Source organism: Humibacter sp. RRB41, assembly GCF_022761015.1.
Taxonomy (GTDB): domain Bacteria; phylum Actinomycetota; class Actinomycetes; order Actinomycetales; family Microbacteriaceae; genus Humibacter.
In genome coordinates this window covers 21,648-41,451 of record NZ_JAKWJQ010000001.1, presented here as the reverse complement: position 1 = coordinate 41,451, position 19,804 = coordinate 21,648, and the positions used below count along the sequence as shown (strand labels likewise).

Genomic DNA, 19,804 nt, shown 5'->3' with positions numbered 1-19,804 from the left:
TCAGGAGGCCCGAGACGTCAGGGTGACGGCGAAGCGGCGATGAGCCACGATGTGTAGCTCTCCGAGACGGCTCCGCCGCGTGCATCGACCGCGGATGCCGCCCGATCGACCTCCTTCGGCGTCCAGTCGCTGAACGTGCCGAACAGAGCACGCACCTGTTCCGTTGTCAGATCGATGGTCCAGCGGTAATGCCGGAGCCGTTCGATGGTGAAGAGTCCGGAATCGGTGATCTTCTTCACAGTCGCGTCGGCGTCCTCGGGCCTTCCTGCTCGCGGGATGCCGCGGCGCTGGACGATGCGCTCGATCTCCAGACGGAACGGCGTGACCTCTGCTGCAGCATCGCCGAACACGTTGCGCCACACCAGCAGACGCCCGTCAGCAGTCAACGAGCGGTGGATGATCGGCAGGATGATGTCGAGATCCATCCAGTGCATCGAGGTTGCGGCGACCGCCAGATCGAACGTGGCGCTGGCGGGACGGATGTCTTCCGCGCGAACGGATGATCGTGGCCTTCGGGAACCGCTCATGAAGTGCTGCCGCGAGATTCGTCCCAGGTTCGACCGCGACAACATCCATTCCCCGAGCGATGAGCTCGCCCGTCGCCTCTCCACTGCCGGCGCCGAGCTCGAGAGCGCGGTGACCGGGACCGACGAGTCCGGTCGCAAGGACATCGCGCCAGAGCTCTGGTGGATACGGCGGTCGCGCGGCCGCATAACCGGTCGCCACACGATCGAAGTGCATCGGGCCGGCCACTTTTGCGAGCCTAGTGAGCTGTGGCTGATTGATACGGTGGCGCGGTGGATTCGGTCTTGCTGATTCATGCGCATCCGGACGATGAGTCCTTCGCGAATTCCGGCCGCGTCGCGCAACTGACCGCCGAGGGATTCAAGGTCGTCGCGATTGTGGCGACGGCGGGCGAGGCCGGAGAACTGGCGGAGACACGTGACCTGGAGCGGGCTCGCCGGCGCCGGTTGGAGAAGTACGAGCGCGCGTTGGACATCCTCGGGGTGAGCTCGTGGGAATGGCTGGAGCCGGGCGCGGAGTGGACAGATGCTCCGGGCCGTCCGTTGGTCTCCCGGGCCGACCCCCTACGACTGCAGGGTGCTGTGCGTCGCCGATTGGAAGAGCATGATCCGTGGGCCGTCTTCACCGTGGGCGCGGATGGATTGACTGGACATCCCGATCACGTCGCGATCGGCTATGCCGTAAGGGTGGCGGCCCGCGGCAGTATCATCCGCGGCGGCGTGTGGGGCGCTCGGCTCGCTGCCCCTGACGTGCGGGCTGGTCTACGTCTTGTCTCAGAGGATGCGGGCAACCGAGAAGTGGGGTCAGGCCGCGTGATCGGGACCGGCACGTCCTTGACCGCGTTCGATGTCGCGGATGTGGAGACCAAGCGTCGGCTGGCGCTCGACGCTTACATGGGCGGTTTGGGCACGGGCGATCTGGGCGGACTGATCGGCACCGCAGACCGAATTGGCGACTCTCTTCTCCTCCGAGCGGTTTATGACGCTCAAGGCTGGGCGACCGAGCGATACGAACGAATCGATGCGGCGCTCCGACGAATAGCTGTCTGCGCGCCCGTAGGGTGATCGAATCCGACCGTGCAAAGGAGTCCAGGTGATCGGAGAGCGTGAAGAGCGACCATGGGGAACCTGGACGATCCTCGACGAAGGCGACGGGTTCAAGGTCAAGCGCATCGAGGTCAAGCCGCACTCGCGCCTCTCGTACCAGACGCACCAGCACCGAGCCGAAGTGTGGACCGTCGTGGCGGGCGCTGCCTCTTCGGTCATCGACGGGGCCACCGTCATTGCTCGCGTCGGAGAGACCATCTCCATCGCCGTCGAGCAGCCTCATCGCATCGTGAATGAACAAGACGAGACTTTGATCATCATCGAGGTCCAGTTGGGCGACTACCTCGGAGAAGACGACATCGCCCGGCTCGAAGACGACTTCGGCCGGGCGTAACTGCGACTGCAAGCGCACCGACGAAGTCGCCGCACCCAGCCGTTCAGGTGCAGGTGTGAGAATTCAAGGCGTGACTTTCACCCCCGCGCAGCCGGACGCCCGACCCGCAGCCACCCGATCCGATTCGGCAGGGGAGGCGCGCGGCGGACTCGCGGCGCAGCATCCGCTCGTCGACGGCCGCACCTCCCGCTCGCCGCTGATCACCGCGTACTCGGGGCGGAGGCCCGACGTGCTGCCGGTGTGGTTCATGCGGCAGGCGGGTCGGTCACTCCCCGAATACCGTGAGCTGCGCGTGAGCACAGCCATGCTGGATGCCTGCCTCGACCCCGCGCTCTCCAGCGAGATCACGCTGCAGCCGGTGCGCAGGCACCACGTCGATGCGGCCATCTTCTTCAGCGACATCGTCGTGCCGCTCAAGCTCGCCGGAGTGGACGTCGACATCGTCCCGGGCAAGGGGCCCGTGCTCCGCGCCCCGGTGCGAACGGCCGCCGACGTAGCAGCGCTGCCGGCTCTCGACCCGAGCGCTCTCGCACCGATCGCCGAGGGAGTCCGGCGCACCGTCGAGGAACTCGACGAGCTGGGCGGCACTCCACTTATCGGGTTCGCAGGTGCGCCGTTCACGCTCGCCGCCTATCTCGTGGAGGGCGGGCCGTCGAAGGATCACATCCGCGCACGCGCGCTCATGCACGCAGATCCTGATGCCTGGCACGCCCTCATGACCTGGGCCGCCGACATCACCGGAACGTTCCTGCGTGAGCAGGTGCTGGCCGGTGCGAGCGCGGCGCAACTGTTCGACTCGTGGGCCGGTGCACTGTCGCTGGAGGACTACACACGGCACGTGGCCCCTGCGTCGGCGAGGGCCCTTTCGCACGTGCGGGACCTTGCGTATCCCGACCCGGAACGGGCATCCGACCCGCTCTCGTCCACGCCGGTGGAGCGCAACGTGCCGATCGTGCACTTCGGTGTGGGCACCGGCGAGCTGCTGAGAGCCATGCACGACATCGGCACCGATGTCGTTGGCGTCGATTACCGGATGCCGCTCGACGAGGCCAGCAGACGGCTCGGCAACATCGTGCCGCTGCAGGGCAACATCGATCCCGCCTATCTGGATGCCCCATGGCCGGTCATCGAGGCCCACGTGCGCGACGTGGTGGAGCGCGGTCGCAGCGCACCGTCGCACGTCGTGAACCTTGGTCACGGAGTGCCGCCCGAGACGGATCCCACCGTTCTCACCCGCATCGTCGACCTGGTGCACGGGCTTCCGGCATGAGCGAGCCTGCAGAGAGCGATCTCGCACGGCTCGCGGTCGAGAATCCGACCCGTGTCGTCGTGATCGGCGGCGGTGCTGCCGGGCTGGTGGCGGCGCGGGAGATCGCACGCCCCGGGTTCGAAGCCACCGTGGTCGAAAGCTGCAGCGAGCTCGGCGGGAGCGTCGCGCGGCACGAGCTCGCTGGCATCCGACTGGATGCCGGCGCGGAGAGCTTCGCAACTCGCGGCGGGCACGTGGCCGCACTGCTCGACGAGCTCGGCCTCACCGACGAGGTCGTGACGCCGCTGGCCGCGGGAGCGTGGCTCCAGCTGCCGGGACGCGCCGTGCCGACACCGAAGGCGGGCATTCTGGGCATTCCGAGCACGCCGCTGGCCGAGGACGTCATCGCCGCCGTCGGGTGGGGAGGGGCGTTCCGTGCCTACCTCGACCGGTTGGTGCCCGTGCTCAAGATCGGCAAGGAGCGCAATCTCGGCAAGCTCGTGCGCAGACGAATGGGGCGTGCCGTGCTGGAGAGCCTCGTCGCCCCCGTGACGACCGGGGTCTACTCCGCCTCGCCGTACGACATCGATGTGACGGTTGCGGCCCCCGGGCTGAACGAGGCGATGACCAAGGCGGGCTCGCTCTCAGGAGGCGTTTCGATGCTTCGAGGGTCGGCGAAGGCAGGCTCGGCAGTCGGCGGCGTCGTCGGCGGAATGGCGAGACTGATCGACGCGCTGGTCGAGGATGCCGTCGCACGTGGCGCCGTGATGCTCACCGGTGCGAGCGTGGTCGCGTTGCGCCCTGCAGGTGAGGTCGATGCCGAGGATGCGTCGGCTGACCAGGCTTCACCCACCGACGACGGCGCGACGGCAGCCGACGCGAGCGTCGAAGCACAGATCGCCGCGTCGATCGACGAGGTCTTCGGCGCGGAGGATGACGCCGCCGCAGCACCGCGGCGTCCTGGCCGCTGGCGGGTTCGCCTCTCCGACGGCAGGGTGCTCGACGCCGACGAGGTGCTGCTGGCCGTGCCGGCGGATGCCGCGCTGCGGTTGCTGGGACAGGCATCCGAGTCACTGGCGCCGCTCGCGGATCTCGGGTGGCCTCAGGCGTCGCCCGTCGACATCGTCACGCTGGTCGTCGACGACGATCGGCTCGACGCCGCGCCACGCGGCACCGGCATACTCGTCGCCGAGACCGTGCCGGAGGCGCAGGTCGCGGCGAAGGCTCTGACCCACGTGACGGCGAAGTGGCCGTGGGTCGCCGAACAGCTCCCGGCCGGACGGCACGTGCTGCGGCTGTCGTACGGCAGGGCGGGGTCGCCGAGTCCGCTGGAGGGGTTGGATGCCGCCGGCATCCGTTCGCGCGCACTCGCCGATGTGTCAACCCTCTTGAATATTCCGATTTCGGAATCTAGTGTCGTCGCGTCGGACGTGGTGCGCTGGATCAACAGCCTTCCGGTTGCCGCAGAGGGGGAGCGGGAGCGTATCGACGCGGTGCGCGGGGCCGTCGGAAAGGTGGACGGACTCGAAGTCACCGGGTCGTGGATCACGGGCACCGGGCTGGCCTCGGTGGTACCGGATGCCCGTAAGGCAGCCGAGCGCATCCGGGCACTACGCTGGAAGATGCTGACCGACAAAGACTGAACGCAGCGAGGGGCGGGGGCACCATGAAAGGCAAAGTTCTCTTCGTCGTCGGACTGGGGGTCGGGTATGTTCTCGGTACTCGCGCCGGACGACGCAGGTACGAGCAGATCAAATCCGCAGCGCTTCGCGTGTGGGATTCTCCAGCAGTGCAGAAGCAGGTGCACAACGCTCAGGACTATGCGGCCGATCGCATCGGCGATCTCGGCACCGTGGTGACCGAGGGCGTCAAGCGAGCGGTGACGCGGTCGGGCGGGACGAAGTCGACTTCCGACTCTTCCGCGACGTCGGCCGCGAAATCCCCCGCCAGCAAGGCGTCGGGAGCGAAGACTTCCAGCACCAAAGCCTCGGGCCCGAAAGCGTCAGCCGCGAAGACGACTGCGGCGAAGACCTCGAGCGGAAGTAAGACTGCCGCGAACAAGTCGTCGACATCATCGTCGAAGTCGAGCACTCCGCGGCGCGGGTCTGCCGGATCGGATGGGCAGGCATCCTGATGGCCGACGGCACGCAGCCGCGCGACAAGCGCTCGCTGATTCAGCTGCTGCGGGAGTTGCCCGGTCTCGTGGTCGCGCTGCTCAAGGCCGAGTTGGCGCAGCTCAAGGCCGAGCTGGTACGCAAGGCGATCAATGCAGGAATCGGCATCGGACTCTTCCTCGTCGCTGGAATACTGCTGTTCTTCATGCTCGGCGTCCTCGTCGCGGCTGCCGTGCTCGGCATTGCGGTGGCGCTGCCAGGATGGGCCGCGGCGCTGATCGTCGCGGGCGGGCTGCTGATTCTGGCCGCAGTCTTCGGTCTGGTCGGTGTGCTGGTCTTCAAACGAGGGATGCCGCCTGCTCCGACCGAGACCATCGAGAGTGTCAAGCAGGATGTGAACGCGGTGAAGGGGCTGGGCGACTATGACCACTGAACCGACGGCGAATGCCGATCCGGTCGACAAAGCAGAGCCGGTCAAGAACACCGAATCGACGAAGAAGGCCGATCCGGTGGCAGACGTCGCTGCCGCGCGGGCCCAACTGGCATCGACCCTGGATGCACTGCAGGACAAGCTCAACGTGCCGAAGCGCATCGGCACCGCGGCACGCGAGAATCCGATCGGCCTGGCGACGGTCGGCGCCGGTGTCGCGGCAGCGATCGCAGGAGCCGTGTGGCTGGCCGTGCGGGTCATCCGCTCCAGATGAGCTGAAGCGGGCCGAACGGGCTCGCTTACGCGACGCTTCGCGAGCGCTGCTTCCACGAGAGGATGAGCGCCTCGAGCTGCCCGTTCGGCAGATCGCGGGGGTGGTGCGCGAGCTCGTCGGCAAACTGCTGCTGCTCCGTGTAGGAGAGATTCTGCGCCCAGGGGAACGCAGAGATCACCTTGGCACGGGCATCCATGATGGGCCGCGCCTTCGCACGGCTCGGTCGCTTGCGACGGGTGGTCGTGTTCGTGGAGGTCTGCTCCGCGACACGGCTGGAGTTCTTCAACGATTCAGACATTTGCATCTATCAACACCACGAAGTCCGTTTTTATTCGGTTCATCCCAGAGGTTTCGTCGGATTTGTCCAGCTTGCGTTCAAATACGCCGCCGACGCAAGGGGTGCAGAGGTGTACGGCCGGTGTACATCACCCGACGGCCGGGAGACTGCGCCCCGAGAGACGGTGTTCGCCCTGCTTTTGCCCGACAGGGCGCAACGGGGGAGACTGGATGCCATGACTCACCCGGCGGCTGCCGAAGCGGCATCCGAATCTCCCGCCCCCAGCACAACAGCACACGAACCCGAGCACGACGCATCGCCCCAGCCGGACGGCTTCACGCTGTGGGCAGTGTGGCGGCGCGATCCCCGACGCCCGCTGGCGCTCGACGCGGATGCCACGGCCCTGGCAGTCTCTGACCTCGCGACTGCAGTCGACGAGGTCGAGGCATCCGGCGTCACGGTGCGCGGCTTCTACGACGTCTCAGCGCTGAAGGCCGACGCCGATCTCATGGTCTGGCTGCACGGCCCCGTCGCCGAAGATATCCAGGCCGGGCTGCGCCGTCTGCGGCGAACCGCCCTGCTGCGCGACCTGCTGCCGACCTGGAACGCGATGGGAGTTCATCGAGCGGCCGAGTTCAACAAGGCCCACGTTCCCGCGTTCCTGCGAGGTCTCGAGCCGCGGGAGTGGCTCACCGTGTACCCCTTCGTGCGCAGTTACGAGTGGTATCTTCTCCCCGACGCCGAGCGCAGCCGCATGCTCGCCGACCACGGCCGGAAGGGTGCGGCGTTCCGCTCGGTGTTGGCCAACACGGTCGCCGCTTTCGCACTCGGCGACTACGAATGGCTTCTGCCGATGGAGTCAGATCACCTCGTCGATCTCGTCGACATGATGCGCGACCTTCGCGCCACGGATGCCCGCAGGCACGTGCGCGAGGAGGTCCCCTTCTTCACGGGTCGACGCATTCCTGTGACAGACGTTCCCGAGGTCTTGCAATGACGAAATACGACGCGATCCTGCTCTCCAGCTTCGGCGGGCCAGAGGGCCAGGACGACGTCATCCCGTTTCTGCGCAACGTGACGCGCGGCCGGGGTGTGCCCGACGAGCGGCTCGAAGAGGTCGCCCACCACTACCGCGTGCACGGTGGCGTCAGCCCGATCAACGAGCAGAACCGGCAGCTGAGGGCCGCACTCGAGGCGGAGCTCGCCCGACGCGGCATCGATCTGCCCATCCACTGGGGCAACCGCAACTGGGACCCGTACTTCGCGGATGCCGTTCGCGACGCTCACCGCGCCGGCCACGACCGCCTGCTCGCGCTGGTGACCAGTGCCTACACGTCGTACTCCGGCGTCGGACAGTACCGCGAGGACTTCGAGAAGGCGCTCGCCGAGACCGACCTGGCCGACGTCGTGACGATCGACCGCATCCGCGAGTATTTCGACCACCCCGGCTTCGTGACCCCGCTCGTCGAGGGCGTCGATGCGGCGGTCGCGGAGCTGACCTCCGACTCGAGCGCCGGCGCAGCGGATGCCGTGGCTCGCGACGACATCCACGTGCTGTTCGTGACCCACTCCATTCCGACCGCGGCCGCGGCGGCATCCGGACCGCAGTTCGGCACCGGCGGCGCCTACGTCGCGCAGCACTGCGCCGTGGCGCACGCCGTCTCGGAGGCGGCGGCAGCGGGCATCCCGTGGTCGCTGGTCTATCAGTCGCGCTCCGGCGACCCGCGCACGCCGTGGCTCGAGCCGGACATCAATGACGCGATCGCCGACCTCGCCGCTGCGGGTGACACCCGCGCGGTCATCATCGTGCCGTTCGGTTTCGTCAGCGACCACATGGAGGTGGTGTGGGACCTCGACAACGAGGCGCTCAGCACCGCTGCCGACAACGAGTTGCGCGCCGTACGCGTGCCGACGCCTGGCACCCATCCGGCATTCGTCGCGGGCCTGGTCGACCTGATCGAGGAGCGCCTGAACGACATCGCGCCCGAGCGGCGCGCCCATGTGACCGACCTCGGGCCATGGCCCGACCACGAGCCGGTCGGCGCACGGACCGACAAGGTCGAAGCGCGATGACCGCTCTGCGGGTCGGCACACGCGGCAGCGCGCTGGCGCTGGCGCAGACGCGTCAGGTCGCCGACTCGCTGGCGAAGGCATCCGGTCTCGAGATCGAGCTCGTCACGATCACCACCCACGGTGACACGACCACCGAATCGCTCGCCCAACTGGGCGGCACCGGCGTCTTCACCGGTGCGCTGCGCGACGCGCTCCTGAACGAGGAGATCGACGTCGCGGTGCACTCGCTGAAGGATCTTCCGACCGCGCCGCACCCCGACATCCTGCTCGCCGCAGTGCCGAAGCGCGCGGATGCCCGCGACGTGGTGTGCGCACGCGATCACCTCACTCTCGAGACGCTCCCCGCCGGGGCTCGCGTCGGTACCGGTTCGCCGCGACGAGTCGCACAGTTGTTGTCGGCACGAGCGGATCTCGAGGTCGTCGACATGCGCGGCAACATCGACACCAGGTTGAACAGGGTGTTCGGCGAGGTCGAAGAGGACAGGCGGCTCGATGCGATCCTGCTCGCCGCTGCCGGCATCGGACGGCTCGGCCATGCGGATGCCGCATCCCAACACCTCGAGCTCGCTCAATGGCCCACCGCCCCCGGCCAGGGTGCGCTCGCGCTCGAGACTCGCAGACAGACCGCCGCATCTCCGGAGGGCCGCGCGATCGCCAAGGCGCTCGCCGCAGTCAATCACGTGACGAGCCGAGCGAGCGTGGCCGCCGAGCGCGGTGTGCTCGCCGGGCTCGAGGCGGGATGCGCCGCCCCGCTCGGCGTCACAGCTCTCATCGAAGACGGGCTCCTCTTCGTGACCGCGACCGTGTACAGCCTCGACGGCACCGAGAAGCTGACCTCGTCGCACGCTGCGAGCCTCGAGGGCAGTGGGCAATCCGCACTGCTCGAGGCCGCGGAGGACGTAGCGCGGCGCGTCGTCGACGAACTCCTCGACGGCGGCGCCGCGCGGCTGGCGCCGCTGAAGGGTGCGACCCGATGACGACCGGTCCGATTCCGACCCAGGGTCCGAAACCTCTCGCCGGCTGGCGTGTCCTCGTGCCGCGCGGAGGTCCGTGGGGGGACTCGGTGGCCGCTGACATCCGTGGGCACGGCGGCATCCCCGTCGTGGCGCCGATGATCAACTTTGCTCCGACCGCTGATGAGAATGCCCTCGAGCAGGCGCTGACGGCCCTCGCCACCGGCTACTTCGACTGGCTCACCATCACGAGCGCGACCACCGTCGATGTGCTGTCGGCGCACCAGACGCGCATCCCGTCGCACACCCGCATCGCGGCCGTCGGCGAGACGACCGCCGCGGCGCTGCTCGCCGCCGGCTACCGCGCCGATCTGGTGCCGGCCGACGACAACTCGGCTCACGGGCTGCTCGACGAGTGGCGCGAGGCCACTCGCGGGGTCGTTCCGCTCAAGGTGCTCACCCTGCGCAGCGAGATCGCGAAGCCGACTCTCACCGAGGGTCTCGCGCGACTCGGGCACGACGTGCAGTCGGTCGTCGCGTACCGCACCGTCGGCGTTCCGATCGCCGCGAACGTGATCGGCGACGTGGCATCCGGCCGCATCAACGCCATTCTGGTCACCTCGGGCAGCGTGGCGGAGCAGGTGCAGCAGCAGCTCGGCCCCGTGCCGTCGTCGACGCTGGTCGCCGCGATCGGACCGCGCACGGCTCGGGATGCCCGTGCCGCCGGCCTGCGCGTCGACGCCATCGCGGTGGACCGCACGGCCGAATCTCTGGTCGACACCGTCGCCGGGTACGCGGCCAGACGAGCTGCGTCGTGACGGTCACCGTCGACTCGAGCCTCGTCGTGCTTCTGAATGACGCTGGCCAGCCGATCGGGACCGCGCCGAAAGCATCCGTGCACTGCGCGGAAACCCCGCTGCATCTCGGATTCTCGTGCCACGTACTGCTCGACGACGGCCGCGTGCTCGTCACGCGACGAGCCCTGTCGAAGCGCACGTTCGCCGGTGTGTGGACGAACACGTTCTGCGGGCATCCCGCGCCAGGGGAGTCGGTCGAGGATGCCGTCCGCCGGCACGCCCGCGACGAGCTCGGCCTCGAGCTGGCCGGTCTCGAGCTCGCACTCCCTGACTTCAGGTACAAGGCGGCCGACGCGAACGGCACCGTCGAGTACGAGATCTGCCCCGTCTACGTAGCACGGGCGGTCGGCGCCCCAGCGGCGAATCCCGACGAGGTTGCGGAGTTCGCGGCGGTCGCGCCCGCCGAGCTCGGGGCATCCCTGCAGAGCACCCCATGGGCGTTCAGCCCCTGGCTCGTGGAGCAGGCCAAGCTGCTCCCGCTCTATGCCGTCCGGTGAAGGGGCACATCGAGTGAAGCGATCGCGTCGGCGGGCCGAACTGGCGGTCGTGTTGGTCGCCGCAGCCTCGTGCATCTCGCTTCTGGCCGCGTGCACCGCGGAACATCCGGCGCACGAAGCTACGCCGTCTGCGGTCCACGCCGCTGCACAACCTGCACCGTCGGGAGTCATCAAGGATGTGCGGCCGCAGGACGGCACCATCGCCACTGCTGCGCTGACGTCGCCGGACGGAACGACGTCAGCGACGTTCACCGTCAGCCGGCAACCGGGCCGCACAGTGTTCGCTCTGTCGGATCTGCACACGGACGTTGCAGGGGAGATCGACTTCTCGTTGAGTCCATACGGGCCGGATGCCACGTGTCCCGCCGACATGTGGAACGTGTCGAACGGGTCGGTAACGCCGTCGACCATGTCGTGGACGATTCCAGACGGGATCCCGGGGAGCCCCTTCGATCCCGACCCGACCTACCTTGAGAGCGCCGTGTTGGCGCATACCGGGAACTCATCCGATGCGCACGGCTGCGTGGATTCGGTGGTCGCGATCGGCGTGTTGCACTGGACCATCCCCGGGGCGCTGACGCACCTCGACGTCATCGACCACGGATCCGAGCCGCACGCGAGGGGCGCGGTCACGGTGAAGCACGGGCATCCGGATGTCTACACGATCGCATCGGATGACACGGTCACCGCGATCGTCGCACGGTTCGGCATCACTCAAGACGAGCTGTACTACCTGAATCCGTTCGGCCCGCAAGCACCGAACATCGAGGCCGGCGACAGGATCAATCTCTCGCTCGCGGATCGCGGCGCACCGCCGGCGTGAGCATCGCCACCGGGTGTGGCGAGGGGTGTTGCATGCCGCACGGCGCATGACGTAGCCTCGTGCTCGCGCCTCACGGCGCGTGCGAGTTGAAGTCCCAGTCCGACCTGTCTGGCAGCTCGCGGTGATGAGCCGCTGGAGTTCTGCTGTGCGCACAGGTCGGGTTTCTTTTCTTTCGCGATTCGCGGATCGATACGGCCGGGTCTTCGCGATACCCGGAACCGCGAGATTCTTCGCGCCAGGGGCGATCGCCCGACTCGGCGTCGCAATGAGCGGTCTGGCCGTGCTGTGGGCGGTCCAGGGATCTTCCGGATCGTTCGCCCTGGGCGGCGCAGCCTCCGGGGCGTTCGCCCTCGCCGACGCGATCGTCGGGCCACAGGTCGCCCGTGTCATCGATCGGCACGGTCAGCGAAGGGTCGTGTTCGTGACGGCAACGGTGTTCGCAGCGGCGGGGATCGGGCTCGTGCTCGCGCGCTCGTGGTCGTCGTCGGGCGTGGTCATGATCGGACTTGCCGCCGTCGCCGGAGCGACCGCTCCTCCGGTGGGGGCGTTGTCGGCCGCACGTTGGCGCAAGACCGTCGGCTCTCCGCCCCTCCTCGCCGCTGCGCTCTCGCTCGAGGGCTCGCTCAACGACGCCGCCTTCCTGGTCGGTCCGGTCGTGGTGACGGTGCTGAGTGCGACGGTCGCGACGTGGTGCGGCCTGCTCGTGTCCGTCCTGCTGATCTCGGCGGGAATGACCGGGATGCTCACCGCTCGCCCGACGGAGCCGGTGTGCGACCGGTCGTCTCGGGGCATCCTCGTCGACAGCCGGCTCGTCAATGTACGGTTCCTCGCGCTCTTCGCCGCGAATCTGGCGATGGGGCTGTTCTTCGGCGGCATCGGAGTCGCCATCACAGCCTTCGCCATCGCACACGGGGCAGGTGCTCTTGCCGGGGTGATCTCGGCGGCCGGCGGAGTCGTCAGTCTCTCCGTCGGCCTGGCGTACGGCGCTCTCGAGCGAGGCCGACCGGTGAAGACGATGATCGCGGCAGGCGGCATCCTCGCGGTCGGATGCGCACTTCTGGCGTTGGCGCCGAACCTGCCCGTCATGATCGTCGGCTACGGCCTCGTCGGAGGGTGCGTCGCGCTGGTGCTGATACCCGGTTCGATATTGCTCCAGAGGACGACCGCGAGCGGTGCCTACACGCAGGCGATGACGTGGATCAACTCCGCCAGCGCGATCGGGATCGCGACCTCCGCGCCGCTGGTCGGCTACGTCATCCAGGTGCACACGTGGGCCGCCGGATTCCTGGGGCTTGCAGCGCTGACCGCGTTGCTTCCGGTGACGTTGCTGGTCGCCTACCCGGTTCTCGGCAGGATGGAACGGCGTCGGTGAGTGCGGGTCTACGCCAGGGCATCCTTCGGCAGCTTGCGCACCTTGGCGCGGCGGTGGCGGCGGGCAGGGATCATCGAGCGCATCTCCTCGAGCTTGCCGAAGCAGAGCAGCCGGTCGCCCGCCTCGAGCTCGGTGTTCCCCTTCGGATTCGGGATGACAGCCGCTCCGCGATGCAGCGTGAGCACGGTGATGTCGCGGTCGTCGAGCCCCGAGTCGCGAAGACGCTTGCCGACCAGATCGGCTCCGATGCCGACGGCGAGTTCGGCGACGCCGTAGCCGGTCGAGACGCTCAGCCGTTGGCGTACGTCGATCTCGGGGAATGCCACCTGGTTGTCGATGTGGTCGACGATCGCGCCCGCGACATCCAGACCGGTCGCCGACTCGATGCCCTGCAGGCCCGGTGAGGAGTTGACCTCCATGACGAGTGGGCCGTCGTTGCCCTCCAGCATGTCGACGCCCGCCACCCGCAGGCCCATGATCTGGGCGGAGCGCACGGCCGCTTGTTCGTACTCCGGTGCCAGCTCCACGCGCTCGACGGAGCCACCGCGGTGCACGTTCGAGCGGAACTCGTCGCCGCTGGCCACCCGACGCATCGCCGCGACGACCCGGTCGCCGACGACGAGCGCACGGATGTCCCGTCCCCGGCTCTCCGAGATGAACGCCTGCACCAGCACGTTCTGCTTCGTCGAGTGCAGGGTCTCGATGATCGCCTCGGCGATCTTCGCCGCGGGCGCCAGGATGACCCCGACGCCCTGCGTGCCCTCGAGCAGCTTGATCACGACGGGAGCGCCGCCGACGGACTCGATCGCCGTGCGCACGTCGGCGCGGCTGTGCACGAAGGCGGTCGCCGGCATGCCGATGTTGTGCCTGGAGAGGATCTGGGTGGCGCGCAGCTTGTCACGCGAATTCGTGATGCCGTTCGCGGTGTTGGGTGTGTAGACATCCATCTGCTCGAACTGACGCACCACGGCTGTGCCGAAGTAGGTGATCGAGTTGCCGATGCGCGGGAGGATCGCGTCGTAGTCCGACAGCAGGCGACCGCGGTACTGCAGGTCGGGTTCCTCGCCCGACAGGTCGATCGAGAACCGCAGGGTGTCGAGCACCTTGACGCGGTGGCCGCGGTCGTGGGCGGCCTGACGCAGGCGCTGAGTGGAGTACGACTGCGGGGCCCGCGAAAGGATGGCCAACTTCAACGTGGGGCTCCTGGAAAGATGGGGGTATGGGCAGGGGTGCGCTAGCGGGGACAGTCCATTCAAGCACCGTGTTGGGGTGGCGTGAGTGGGTCACTCTTCCGCGCATCGGAGTGCCGTGGGTGAAGGCGAAGCTCGACACCGGCGCGCGCAGTTCCGCACTGCACGCGTTCGACATCGAGGAGCTCGACGACGGTGCCAGGGTGCGGTTCAGGGTGCGCCCGTGGCAGGACTCCAACCGCGACGCCGTCACGGTCGAATGCCCGGTGTACGACCGGCGCATCGTGCGCAGCTCCAGTGGCCATACGCAGCGCCGCTATGTCGTGCTGCTCGAGCTGGAGCTGAACGAGCGCACCGTTCAGGCCGAGACGACGTTGACCAACCGCGACCAGATGGGCTTCAGGATGCTCGTCGGCCGGCAGGCCCTGCGCCAAGGCGGCTTCGTGGTTGATCCCGGCCGCTCGTTCATGAGCGGCCGTGCGCCGCGTCCGATCCGCCGCCGTAATCGCGGTCGGCTGTAGCTACGCTCGCTCAGCGTCCTGGTACGCCCGCGGATGCCACGCGCCCAGCAGCACCGCGTGCACGACGGCCAGCGCGGTGGCGATCGCGACGATCGTGATCCACTGGGGTGCGGCATCCGGTCCCGAGCCGCCGACGAAGACGATGCCGAGCAGCGTCGTCGCGAGAATGGCCCCGACATAACGCGAGGTCTGGAAGATTCCGGCCGCGACGCCGGCATCCTTCGGCGCGGCGGACGCGTAGAGCGCCTGGCTCATCGCGATGCTCACGACGCAGTACGGCGCACCCATCGCGGCCGTGATCAGCAGGATCGCGATCGGACTGACCGTTACCGCCGCTATCGCGAGCAGCCCGGTGCCCACGATGAGCCCGAGGCCGCCGACGATGAGGGTGAAGCGCAGGCCCCGGGTCTCGATCCAGCGCGCGCCGAGCGGGGTGAGCCCGATGGTCACGGCGGCGAGCGGGAACATCAGCAGCCCGGTGATCCCGGCGTCGTAATGCCCGTGCTCCTGCAGCAGCTGCGGCAGGCCGAAGAACGCCGTGTAGTACACGAGGTTGAACACCGCGAAGCAGAGATAGACCATCATCAGCGACCGGTTCTTGGCCAGCAGCCGCAGGTCGATGAACGGAACGGATGCCGTCAACTCCCTCCACACGAACCCCGCCGCCGCCGCAACGGCGACCGGCAGCAGCCACCAGATCGGAGTCGGCGTCAGTCCGAGCAGGAACACCAGGAGTGCGACGAGCGTGCCGACGAACAGCACGATGCCGGGGATGTCGGACTGCAGCACCATGGTGCGGATTCGTTCCCGGCGGCGTGCGGCATCCGTGGGGGCGAGCATCCAGGTGCCGATCAGCGCGATCGCCGCCAGCGGCACATTGACCGCGAAGATGGCCTGCCAGCCGAGGGTGCTGACGAGCAGTCCGCCGATCACAGGGCCGATCGCCGCGCCCGCCGTGTTGGCGATCTGGATGCGTCCCAGCAGCCGCGGAGTCGACGTTCCGGTGCGCGCGCTGAGCGGTCGCACCATCGCGACGGCAGACGGGAACGCCGTCGCCGTCCCGATCGCGAGCCCGACCCTGCCGACGCAGACCCAGGCGAACGAGGGTGCGAACGGCGTGAGCACGCACACGACGATCACGACGGCCATGCCGAAGACGAACAGCCGGCGCGGCCCGAATCGGTCGCCGAGACGCCCCATCAGCGGCTGGCCGGCGGCGGATGCCAGATAGAACGCCGTGATCACCCAGGTCGCCTCGGCGATGCCGAGCGTGAACGTCTTCTGCAGGTCGAAGAGCGCGACGGCGATCATCGACGAGTTCAGCGGATTGAGCAGCGTCCCGAGACTGATGCTGCCGACCGCCCACGTCGCACGACGCTTGCTCTGAAGCGGTGTCGACTCGTCGTCACCCGCACCGCCAGCCATGTCCTCGATCGTATGCGGCCGGCCAACCCCCTGGCGTCGCCCCGGCACTGTATTGCCGCGCCACCCTCGTATTCACGTGAATTCGATGCCCGCTCGGCAAGACAGTGCCGGGGCGACGCAAGGGCGGGACGACATCGCTGCCCGCGGCGCGGGGCGGTCAAGCGAGGGAGAAGCCGCCATCGCTCGTGATGACCTGGCCGACGATCCAGGCCCCGGCGTCCGTGGCGAGCCAACCGATCAGCTCTGCGGGGTCCTCCGGGCGCCCGAAGCGGCCGAACGGCGTCGCGGCGACCACCTCGGTCAGCTCTTCGAGCGGACGTTCCGTGGTCTCGGCATCCAGGTAGCCGGTGTTCACCGGACCTGGGTTGATCGTGTTCAGCACGATGCCCGACTCGAGCAACTCTGCGGCAACCGTCGCGGTGACGCCCGCCAGCGCCGCCTTGCTCGTCGCGTAGGCGACCTCGCCGCGCATGGGGCCGTGGATCTGGCCGGACGTCATCCAGAACACCCGGCCGACCGGCGCTGCGAACGGCGTGCGCTCGACCCGTTCACCGGGCCGACGCGGTTCCGTGGCGGTGACGCCCCCCTTGCGCCGCGCGAACTCCGCGGTCAGCAGCAGAGTGGACCGGGTGTTCGTGCTCCAGAATGCGTCGAGGCGCTCCGGGGTCATGTCGAGGATGCCGCCATCGTCACCGCTCTTCGCGTGATTGCAGACCAGAATGTCCAAGCTCCCGGTGAGCGCGTTCGCCGCGTCGAGCAGGGTGGCGATCGAGGCATCCTGCATCAGGTCGGCCCCGAGGTCGCCCATCACCGCCTGCGGCGCGAGCGCAGAACGGATGCCGTCACGCACGGCATCCAGATCGTCCCCGCCCCACGGCAGGTCGAGGTCGTGCGGGCGGTAATGGTGGATGAAGACGCTCGCGCCGAGCGTCGCGAGCTTGCGGGCGACGGCGTAGCCGATGCCGCGTCGCCGCGAGACCCCGGTCACGAGCGCGGTCTTGCCGAGAAGGGGGAGGGCGTTGTTCTGCATGGTCCGATTCTCGAGCTCTACAACACGCGGCGCCACAATTCAGGACAGGTGGCCGGCCGACCACATATCCCGCACGAGTGCCCGTATGTCCTGAATTGTGGTGGTGGGTGGGAACGGTCGTGGGCCGAAGGCGTGGGTCAGTGCCGGGGCCGGGGCCGGGGGCCAGGGGCCAGGGCTCGGGGCTCACGGTTCGCTCAGCGCCATCCCGCTAGCCTTGACGGGTGAACGACGTGCTGCACCCGACTGTTCGCCCCCGCCGCCTCCGCACCACGCCGGCCATGCGCCGGCTCACCGCGGAGACCCGGCTGCACCCTGCGGAGCTGATCCTCCCCGTGTTCGTGCGCGAGGGCATCGACGAACCCCGCCCCATTGCGTCCATGCCGGGTGTCGTGCAGCACACGGTAGACAGTCTGAAGGCGGCCGCGAACGAGGCGGCCGAGGCCGGTATCGGCGGGCTGATGCTGTTCGGCGTGCCCGAGGTTCGGGATGCCGTCGGCAGCGGCGCCACCGACCCGAACGGCATCCTGAACGTCGCAACCAGGGCGGTGGCGGCCGAGGTCGGCGACGCGCTCGTGGTGCAGACCGACCTCTGCCTCGACGAATTCACCGACCACGGCCACTGCGGGGTACTGGATGCCGCCGGCGCCGTCGACAACGACGCCACCCTCGAGCGCTACCGCGACATGGCGCTCGCTCAGGCCGATGCCGGATCGCGCATTCTCGGCCTCAGCGGCATGATGGACGGCCAGGTCGCCGCGGTGCGCGACGCGCTCGATTCCGAGGGCTTCACCGACACGGCCGTACTTGCATACGCGGCGAAGTATGCGTCGAGTTTCTACGGTCCGTTCCGTGAGGCGGTGGACTCGCAGCTTCAGGGCGATCGCCGAAGCTACCAGCAGGATCCGGCGAACCGACGCGAGGGCCTGCGCGAGGCGCGGCTCGATCTCGACGAGGGCGCGGACATCCTGATGGTGAAGCCGGCGCTCTCGTACCTCGATGTGCTGAGCGACGTCGCCGCGATCAGTGATATTCCCGTATGGGCATATCAGGTCAGTGGCGAGTATTCGATGGTCGAAGCGGCTGCGGCGAACGGTTGGATCGATCGCGAGCGGGCCGTGCTCGAGACGCTCACGAGCATCCGTCGGGCGGGCGCCGACGCCGTGCTCACCTACTGGGCGGTCGAAGTTGCTGGATGGTTGAAATGACGAACCCCGAGACCCCTGAGCGAACCCCGCGGGTCGAAGGGTCCGCGCCGGCGATGACGAACGCCGCCGCCTTCGAGCAGGCGCGCCAGGTCATCCCTGGCGGAGTGAACTCGCCCGTACGCGCGTTCCGCTCGGTGGGCGGCACCCCGAGGTTCCTCGTGTCGGCACGCGGACCGTACGTGACTGATGTCGAGGGCCGCGAATACGTCGACCTCGTCGCATCGTGGGGTCCCGCGATCCTGGGGCACGCGCATCCCGAGGTCGTCGCCGCCGTGCATGATGCCGCCTCTCGCGGCCTGAGCTTCGGTGCGTCGACTCCGGCCGAGACGGAGCTCGCCGAGCTCGTCATCGACCGCCTCAGCGTGACGCCAGGCTCGCATCACCTCAACGGCAAGTCACTCGTGACGACGAAACTCATCGATGAACTCCGCCTGGTCTCCACCGGCACCGAGGCGACGATGACGGCGATCCGTCTCGCTAGAGGGTTCACCGGTCGCGATCTGATCGTGAAGTTCTCCGGGCTCTACCACGGACATTCCGACGGCCTGCTCGCCGACGCGGGCAGCGGTCTCGCGACCCTGGCACTGCCTGCTTCGGCGGGTGTCCCCGCGGCGATCGCCGGCCAGACAATCGTCATCCCCTACAACGATCGGGACGCCGTGCGCGCGGTCTTCGCCGAGCACGGCGACCGCATCGCGGCGATCATCACCGAGGCGGCCCCCGCGAACATGGGCGTCGTCACTCCGAGGCCCGGCTTCAACGCATTCCTCGCCGACACCGCGCACGACAACGGAGCACTGCTGATCCTCGACGAGGTACTGACGGGATTCCGCGTTTCGGCCGCGGGGTTCTGGGCGCAGGATGCCTTCGCCATCCGCGAGGAGGACGACGGCTCCCTCCACCTCATCTCGCCCACCTACCTGCCCGACCTCGTCACCTTCGGCAAGGTCATCGGCGGCGGGATGCCCCTGGCGGCCCTCGGCGGACGCCGCGAGATCATGGAGCGGCTCGCCCCGGTCGGTCCGGTCTATCAGGCGGGGACGCTGTCGGGCAATCCGGTCGCGGTGGCCGCGGGCCTGGCGACGCTGCGCTTGGCGGATGGAAATGTCTACGGTCGGCTGAACGACGTCGCCGAGGTGATCTCCGACGCCGTCGATGACGCCCTGACGGCAGCCGGCGTTCCGCATTTCATCTCCCGCGCCGGCAATCTGTTCAGCATCCAGTTCTGCGAGACGCCGGCCCTCGACTACGCCGCCGTCCTGGCACAGGACGCCTTCCGCTACGGCCCCTTCTTCCACGCCATGCTCGACGCAGGCGTTTCGCTGCCGCCGAGCGTCTTCGAGGCCTGGTTCGTCACGGCCGCCCACGACGAGGATGCAGTCTCGCGCGTTCTCGATGCGTTGCCCGCGGCGGCCCGCGCGGCAGCATCCGTGTCGCCCGTCTAGATTCTGCTTGTTCACCAGGTCGTGCCGGCGCTAATGTGAGCCTGCCCTCAAGCACAGTGCCGATGCCACGACCCGAGCAATGGGGTGCTCGAGGAGTTCGGCGG

Annotated in this window: 22 protein-coding genes; 17 read left to right on the top strand and 5 right to left on the bottom strand. The window is 68.4% G+C overall.

Annotation, left to right across the window (positions count from 1 at the left end; all coding sequences use genetic code 11):
• Nucleotides 1–17: 17 nt before the first annotated feature.
• Nucleotides 18–527: a hypothetical protein gene (locus tag MJ603_RS00210; RefSeq protein ID WP_243061657.1), complete on the bottom strand. Its 510-nt coding sequence runs from the start codon at nucleotides 525–527 to the stop codon at nucleotides 18–20.
• 270 nt (nucleotides 528–797) lie between these two features.
• Here MJ603_RS00210 and MJ603_RS00205 point away from each other — a divergent pair, with 270 nt between their 5' ends.
• The 7 genes from MJ603_RS00205 (at nucleotide 798) to MJ603_RS00175 (ending at nucleotide 6,032) form a co-directional block, all read left to right on the top strand.
• The gene (locus MJ603_RS00205) at nucleotides 798–1,589 is read left to right on the top strand and encodes a PIG-L deacetylase family protein (protein ID WP_243061656.1); all 792 of its coding nucleotides are present in this window, start codon (nucleotides 798–800) and stop codon (nucleotides 1,587–1,589) included.
• 28 nt (nucleotides 1,590–1,617) lie between these two features.
• Nucleotides 1,618–1,965 carry a phosphomannose isomerase type II C-terminal cupin domain gene (locus MJ603_RS00200; RefSeq protein WP_243061655.1) on the top strand — a complete coding sequence of 116 codons (348 nt, stop codon included), beginning with the start codon at nucleotides 1,618–1,620 and terminating at the stop codon, nucleotides 1,963–1,965.
• 196 nt (nucleotides 1,966–2,161) lie between these two features.
• Nucleotides 2,162–3,235, top strand: coding sequence for a uroporphyrinogen decarboxylase (gene hemE, locus MJ603_RS00195; protein ID WP_243062684.1), 1,074 nt, complete (start codon nucleotides 2,162–2,164; stop codon nucleotides 3,233–3,235).
• Nucleotides 3,232–4,857: an NAD(P)/FAD-dependent oxidoreductase gene (locus MJ603_RS00190; RefSeq protein WP_243061654.1), complete on the top strand. Its 1,626-nt coding sequence runs from the start codon at nucleotides 3,232–3,234 to the stop codon at nucleotides 4,855–4,857. Before hemE ends, MJ603_RS00190 begins: the two co-directional genes overlap by 4 nt.
• A gap of 23 nt (nucleotides 4,858–4,880) precedes the next feature.
• Nucleotides 4,881–5,348 carry a YtxH domain-containing protein gene (locus tag MJ603_RS00185; RefSeq protein ID WP_243061653.1) on the top strand — a complete coding sequence of 156 codons (468 nt, stop codon included), beginning with the start codon at nucleotides 4,881–4,883 and terminating at the stop codon, nucleotides 5,346–5,348.
• Entirely contained in the window at nucleotides 5,348–5,761 is a 414-nt protein-coding gene (locus tag MJ603_RS00180) for a phage holin family protein (RefSeq protein ID WP_243061652.1), read from the top strand. Before MJ603_RS00185 ends, MJ603_RS00180 begins: the two co-directional genes overlap by 1 nt.
• A complete protein-coding gene (locus tag MJ603_RS00175) occupies nucleotides 5,751–6,032 on the top strand; it encodes a DUF3618 domain-containing protein (protein WP_243061651.1) in 282 nt (93 codons plus the stop codon). The genes MJ603_RS00180 and MJ603_RS00175 overlap by 11 nt, the downstream gene beginning before the upstream one ends.
• Before the next feature lie 25 nt (nucleotides 6,033–6,057).
• On the opposite strand, the gene MJ603_RS00170 is transcribed toward MJ603_RS00175, so the two are convergent.
• Nucleotides 6,058–6,330, bottom strand: a complete 273-nt coding sequence (locus tag MJ603_RS00170; protein WP_243061650.1) for a hypothetical protein — start codon at nucleotides 6,328–6,330, stop codon at nucleotides 6,058–6,060.
• A 214-nt stretch (nucleotides 6,331–6,544) separates the two neighbouring features.
• Here MJ603_RS00170 and hemQ point away from each other — a divergent pair, with 214 nt between their 5' ends.
• The 7 genes from hemQ to MJ603_RS00135 all read left to right on the top strand — a co-directional run bounded on the left by hemQ (nucleotide 6,545) and on the right by MJ603_RS00135 (nucleotide 12,884).
• The gene (gene hemQ / locus MJ603_RS00165) at nucleotides 6,545–7,306 is read left to right on the top strand and encodes a hydrogen peroxide-dependent heme synthase (RefSeq protein WP_243061649.1); all 762 of its coding nucleotides are present in this window, start codon (nucleotides 6,545–6,547) and stop codon (nucleotides 7,304–7,306) included.
• On the top strand, nucleotides 7,303–8,382 hold the full coding sequence (locus MJ603_RS00160; RefSeq protein WP_243061648.1) for a ferrochelatase: 1,080 nt from the start codon (nucleotides 7,303–7,305) through the stop codon (nucleotides 8,380–8,382). The genes hemQ and MJ603_RS00160 overlap by 4 nt, the downstream gene beginning before the upstream one ends.
• On the top strand, nucleotides 8,379–9,359 hold the full coding sequence (gene hemC / locus MJ603_RS00155; protein ID WP_243061647.1) for a hydroxymethylbilane synthase: 981 nt from the start codon (nucleotides 8,379–8,381) through the stop codon (nucleotides 9,357–9,359). Before MJ603_RS00160 ends, hemC begins: the two co-directional genes overlap by 4 nt.
• Nucleotides 9,356–10,153, top strand: a complete 798-nt coding sequence (locus MJ603_RS00150; protein ID WP_243061646.1) for a uroporphyrinogen-III synthase — start codon at nucleotides 9,356–9,358, stop codon at nucleotides 10,151–10,153. The genes hemC and MJ603_RS00150 overlap by 4 nt, the downstream gene beginning before the upstream one ends.
• Nucleotides 10,150–10,689 carry an isopentenyl-diphosphate Delta-isomerase gene (idi, locus tag MJ603_RS00145; protein WP_243061645.1) on the top strand — a complete coding sequence of 180 codons (540 nt, stop codon included), beginning with the start codon at nucleotides 10,150–10,152 and terminating at the stop codon, nucleotides 10,687–10,689. The genes MJ603_RS00150 and idi overlap by 4 nt, the downstream gene beginning before the upstream one ends.
• A gap of 13 nt (nucleotides 10,690–10,702) precedes the next feature.
• The gene (locus MJ603_RS18675) at nucleotides 10,703–11,512 is read left to right on the top strand and encodes a LysM domain-containing protein (RefSeq protein ID WP_243061644.1); all 810 of its coding nucleotides are present in this window, start codon (nucleotides 10,703–10,705) and stop codon (nucleotides 11,510–11,512) included.
• 265 nt (nucleotides 11,513–11,777) lie between these two features.
• Entirely contained in the window at nucleotides 11,778–12,884 is a 1,107-nt protein-coding gene (locus tag MJ603_RS00135; protein ID WP_243061643.1) for an MFS transporter, read from the top strand.
• A gap of 8 nt (nucleotides 12,885–12,892) precedes the next feature.
• Here MJ603_RS00135 and MJ603_RS00130 read toward each other — a convergent pair whose 3' ends face one another.
• Nucleotides 12,893–14,077, bottom strand: coding sequence for a RimK family alpha-L-glutamate ligase (locus MJ603_RS00130; protein WP_243061642.1), 1,185 nt, complete (start codon nucleotides 14,075–14,077; stop codon nucleotides 12,893–12,895).
• A 26-nt stretch (nucleotides 14,078–14,103) separates the two neighbouring features.
• On the opposite strand from MJ603_RS00130, the gene MJ603_RS00125 reads away from it, so the two are divergent.
• A complete protein-coding gene (locus MJ603_RS00125) occupies nucleotides 14,104–14,595 on the top strand; it encodes a RimK/LysX family protein (protein ID WP_243061641.1) in 492 nt (163 codons plus the stop codon).
• On the opposite strand, the gene MJ603_RS00120 is transcribed toward MJ603_RS00125, so the two are convergent.
• On the bottom strand, nucleotides 14,596–16,020 hold the full coding sequence (locus tag MJ603_RS00120) for an MFS transporter (RefSeq protein ID WP_243061640.1): 1,425 nt from the start codon (nucleotides 16,018–16,020) through the stop codon (nucleotides 14,596–14,598). It abuts the gene before it with no gap.
• Between the two features lie 157 nt (nucleotides 16,021–16,177).
• Nucleotides 16,178–17,050 (bottom strand): SDR family oxidoreductase, encoded by an 873-nt coding sequence (locus tag MJ603_RS00115; protein WP_243061639.1) that lies wholly within the window; start codon nucleotides 17,048–17,050, stop codon nucleotides 16,178–16,180.
• A gap of 230 nt (nucleotides 17,051–17,280) precedes the next feature.
• Between MJ603_RS00115 and hemB the strand changes: the two genes are divergently transcribed.
• On the top strand, nucleotides 17,281–18,255 hold the full coding sequence (hemB, locus tag MJ603_RS00110; RefSeq protein WP_308220570.1) for a porphobilinogen synthase: 975 nt from the start codon (nucleotides 17,281–17,283) through the stop codon (nucleotides 18,253–18,255).
• 53 nt (nucleotides 18,256–18,308) lie between these two features.
• Nucleotides 18,309–19,700, top strand: a complete 1,392-nt coding sequence (locus MJ603_RS00105) for a glutamate-1-semialdehyde 2,1-aminomutase (RefSeq protein ID WP_243062682.1) — start codon at nucleotides 18,309–18,311, stop codon at nucleotides 19,698–19,700.
• Nucleotides 19,701–19,804: the final 104 nt, after the last annotated feature.

Bases quoted from the DNA above. Each gene is read 5' to 3' on its own strand.
- MJ603_RS00210 (WP_243061657.1), bottom strand. From the start codon at position 527: ATGAGCGGTTCCCGAAGGCCACGATCATCCGTTCGCGCGGAAGACATC.
- MJ603_RS00190 (WP_243061654.1), top strand. From the start codon at position 3,232: ATGAGCGAGCCTGCAGAGAGCGATCTCGCACGGCTCGCGGTCGAGAAT.
- MJ603_RS00185 (WP_243061653.1), top strand. From the start codon at position 4,881: ATGAAAGGCAAAGTTCTCTTCGTCGTCGGACTGGGGGTCGGGTATGTT.
- MJ603_RS00180 (WP_243061652.1), top strand. From the start codon at position 5,348: ATGGCCGACGGCACGCAGCCGCGCGACAAGCGCTCGCTGATTCAGCTG.
- MJ603_RS00175 (WP_243061651.1), top strand. From the start codon at position 5,751: ATGACCACTGAACCGACGGCGAATGCCGATCCGGTCGACAAAGCAGAG.
- MJ603_RS00170 (WP_243061650.1), bottom strand. From the start codon at position 6,330: ATGTCTGAATCGTTGAAGAACTCCAGCCGTGTCGCGGAGCAGACCTCC.
- hemQ (WP_243061649.1), top strand. From the start codon at position 6,545: ATGACTCACCCGGCGGCTGCCGAAGCGGCATCCGAATCTCCCGCCCCC.
- MJ603_RS00160 (WP_243061648.1), top strand. From the start codon at position 7,303: ATGACGAAATACGACGCGATCCTGCTCTCCAGCTTCGGCGGGCCAGAG.
- hemC (WP_243061647.1), top strand. From the start codon at position 8,379: ATGACCGCTCTGCGGGTCGGCACACGCGGCAGCGCGCTGGCGCTGGCG.
- MJ603_RS00150 (WP_243061646.1), top strand. From the start codon at position 9,356: ATGACGACCGGTCCGATTCCGACCCAGGGTCCGAAACCTCTCGCCGGC.
- MJ603_RS00135 (WP_243061643.1), top strand. From the start codon at position 11,778: ATGAGCGGTCTGGCCGTGCTGTGGGCGGTCCAGGGATCTTCCGGATCG.
- MJ603_RS00125 (WP_243061641.1), top strand. From the start codon at position 14,104: ATGGGCAGGGGTGCGCTAGCGGGGACAGTCCATTCAAGCACCGTGTTG.
- MJ603_RS00120 (WP_243061640.1), bottom strand. From the start codon at position 16,020: ATGGCTGGCGGTGCGGGTGACGACGAGTCGACACCGCTTCAGAGCAAG.
- MJ603_RS00115 (WP_243061639.1), bottom strand. From the start codon at position 17,050: ATGCAGAACAACGCCCTCCCCCTTCTCGGCAAGACCGCGCTCGTGACC.
- MJ603_RS00105 (WP_243062682.1), top strand. From the start codon at position 18,309: ATGACGAACGCCGCCGCCTTCGAGCAGGCGCGCCAGGTCATCCCTGGC.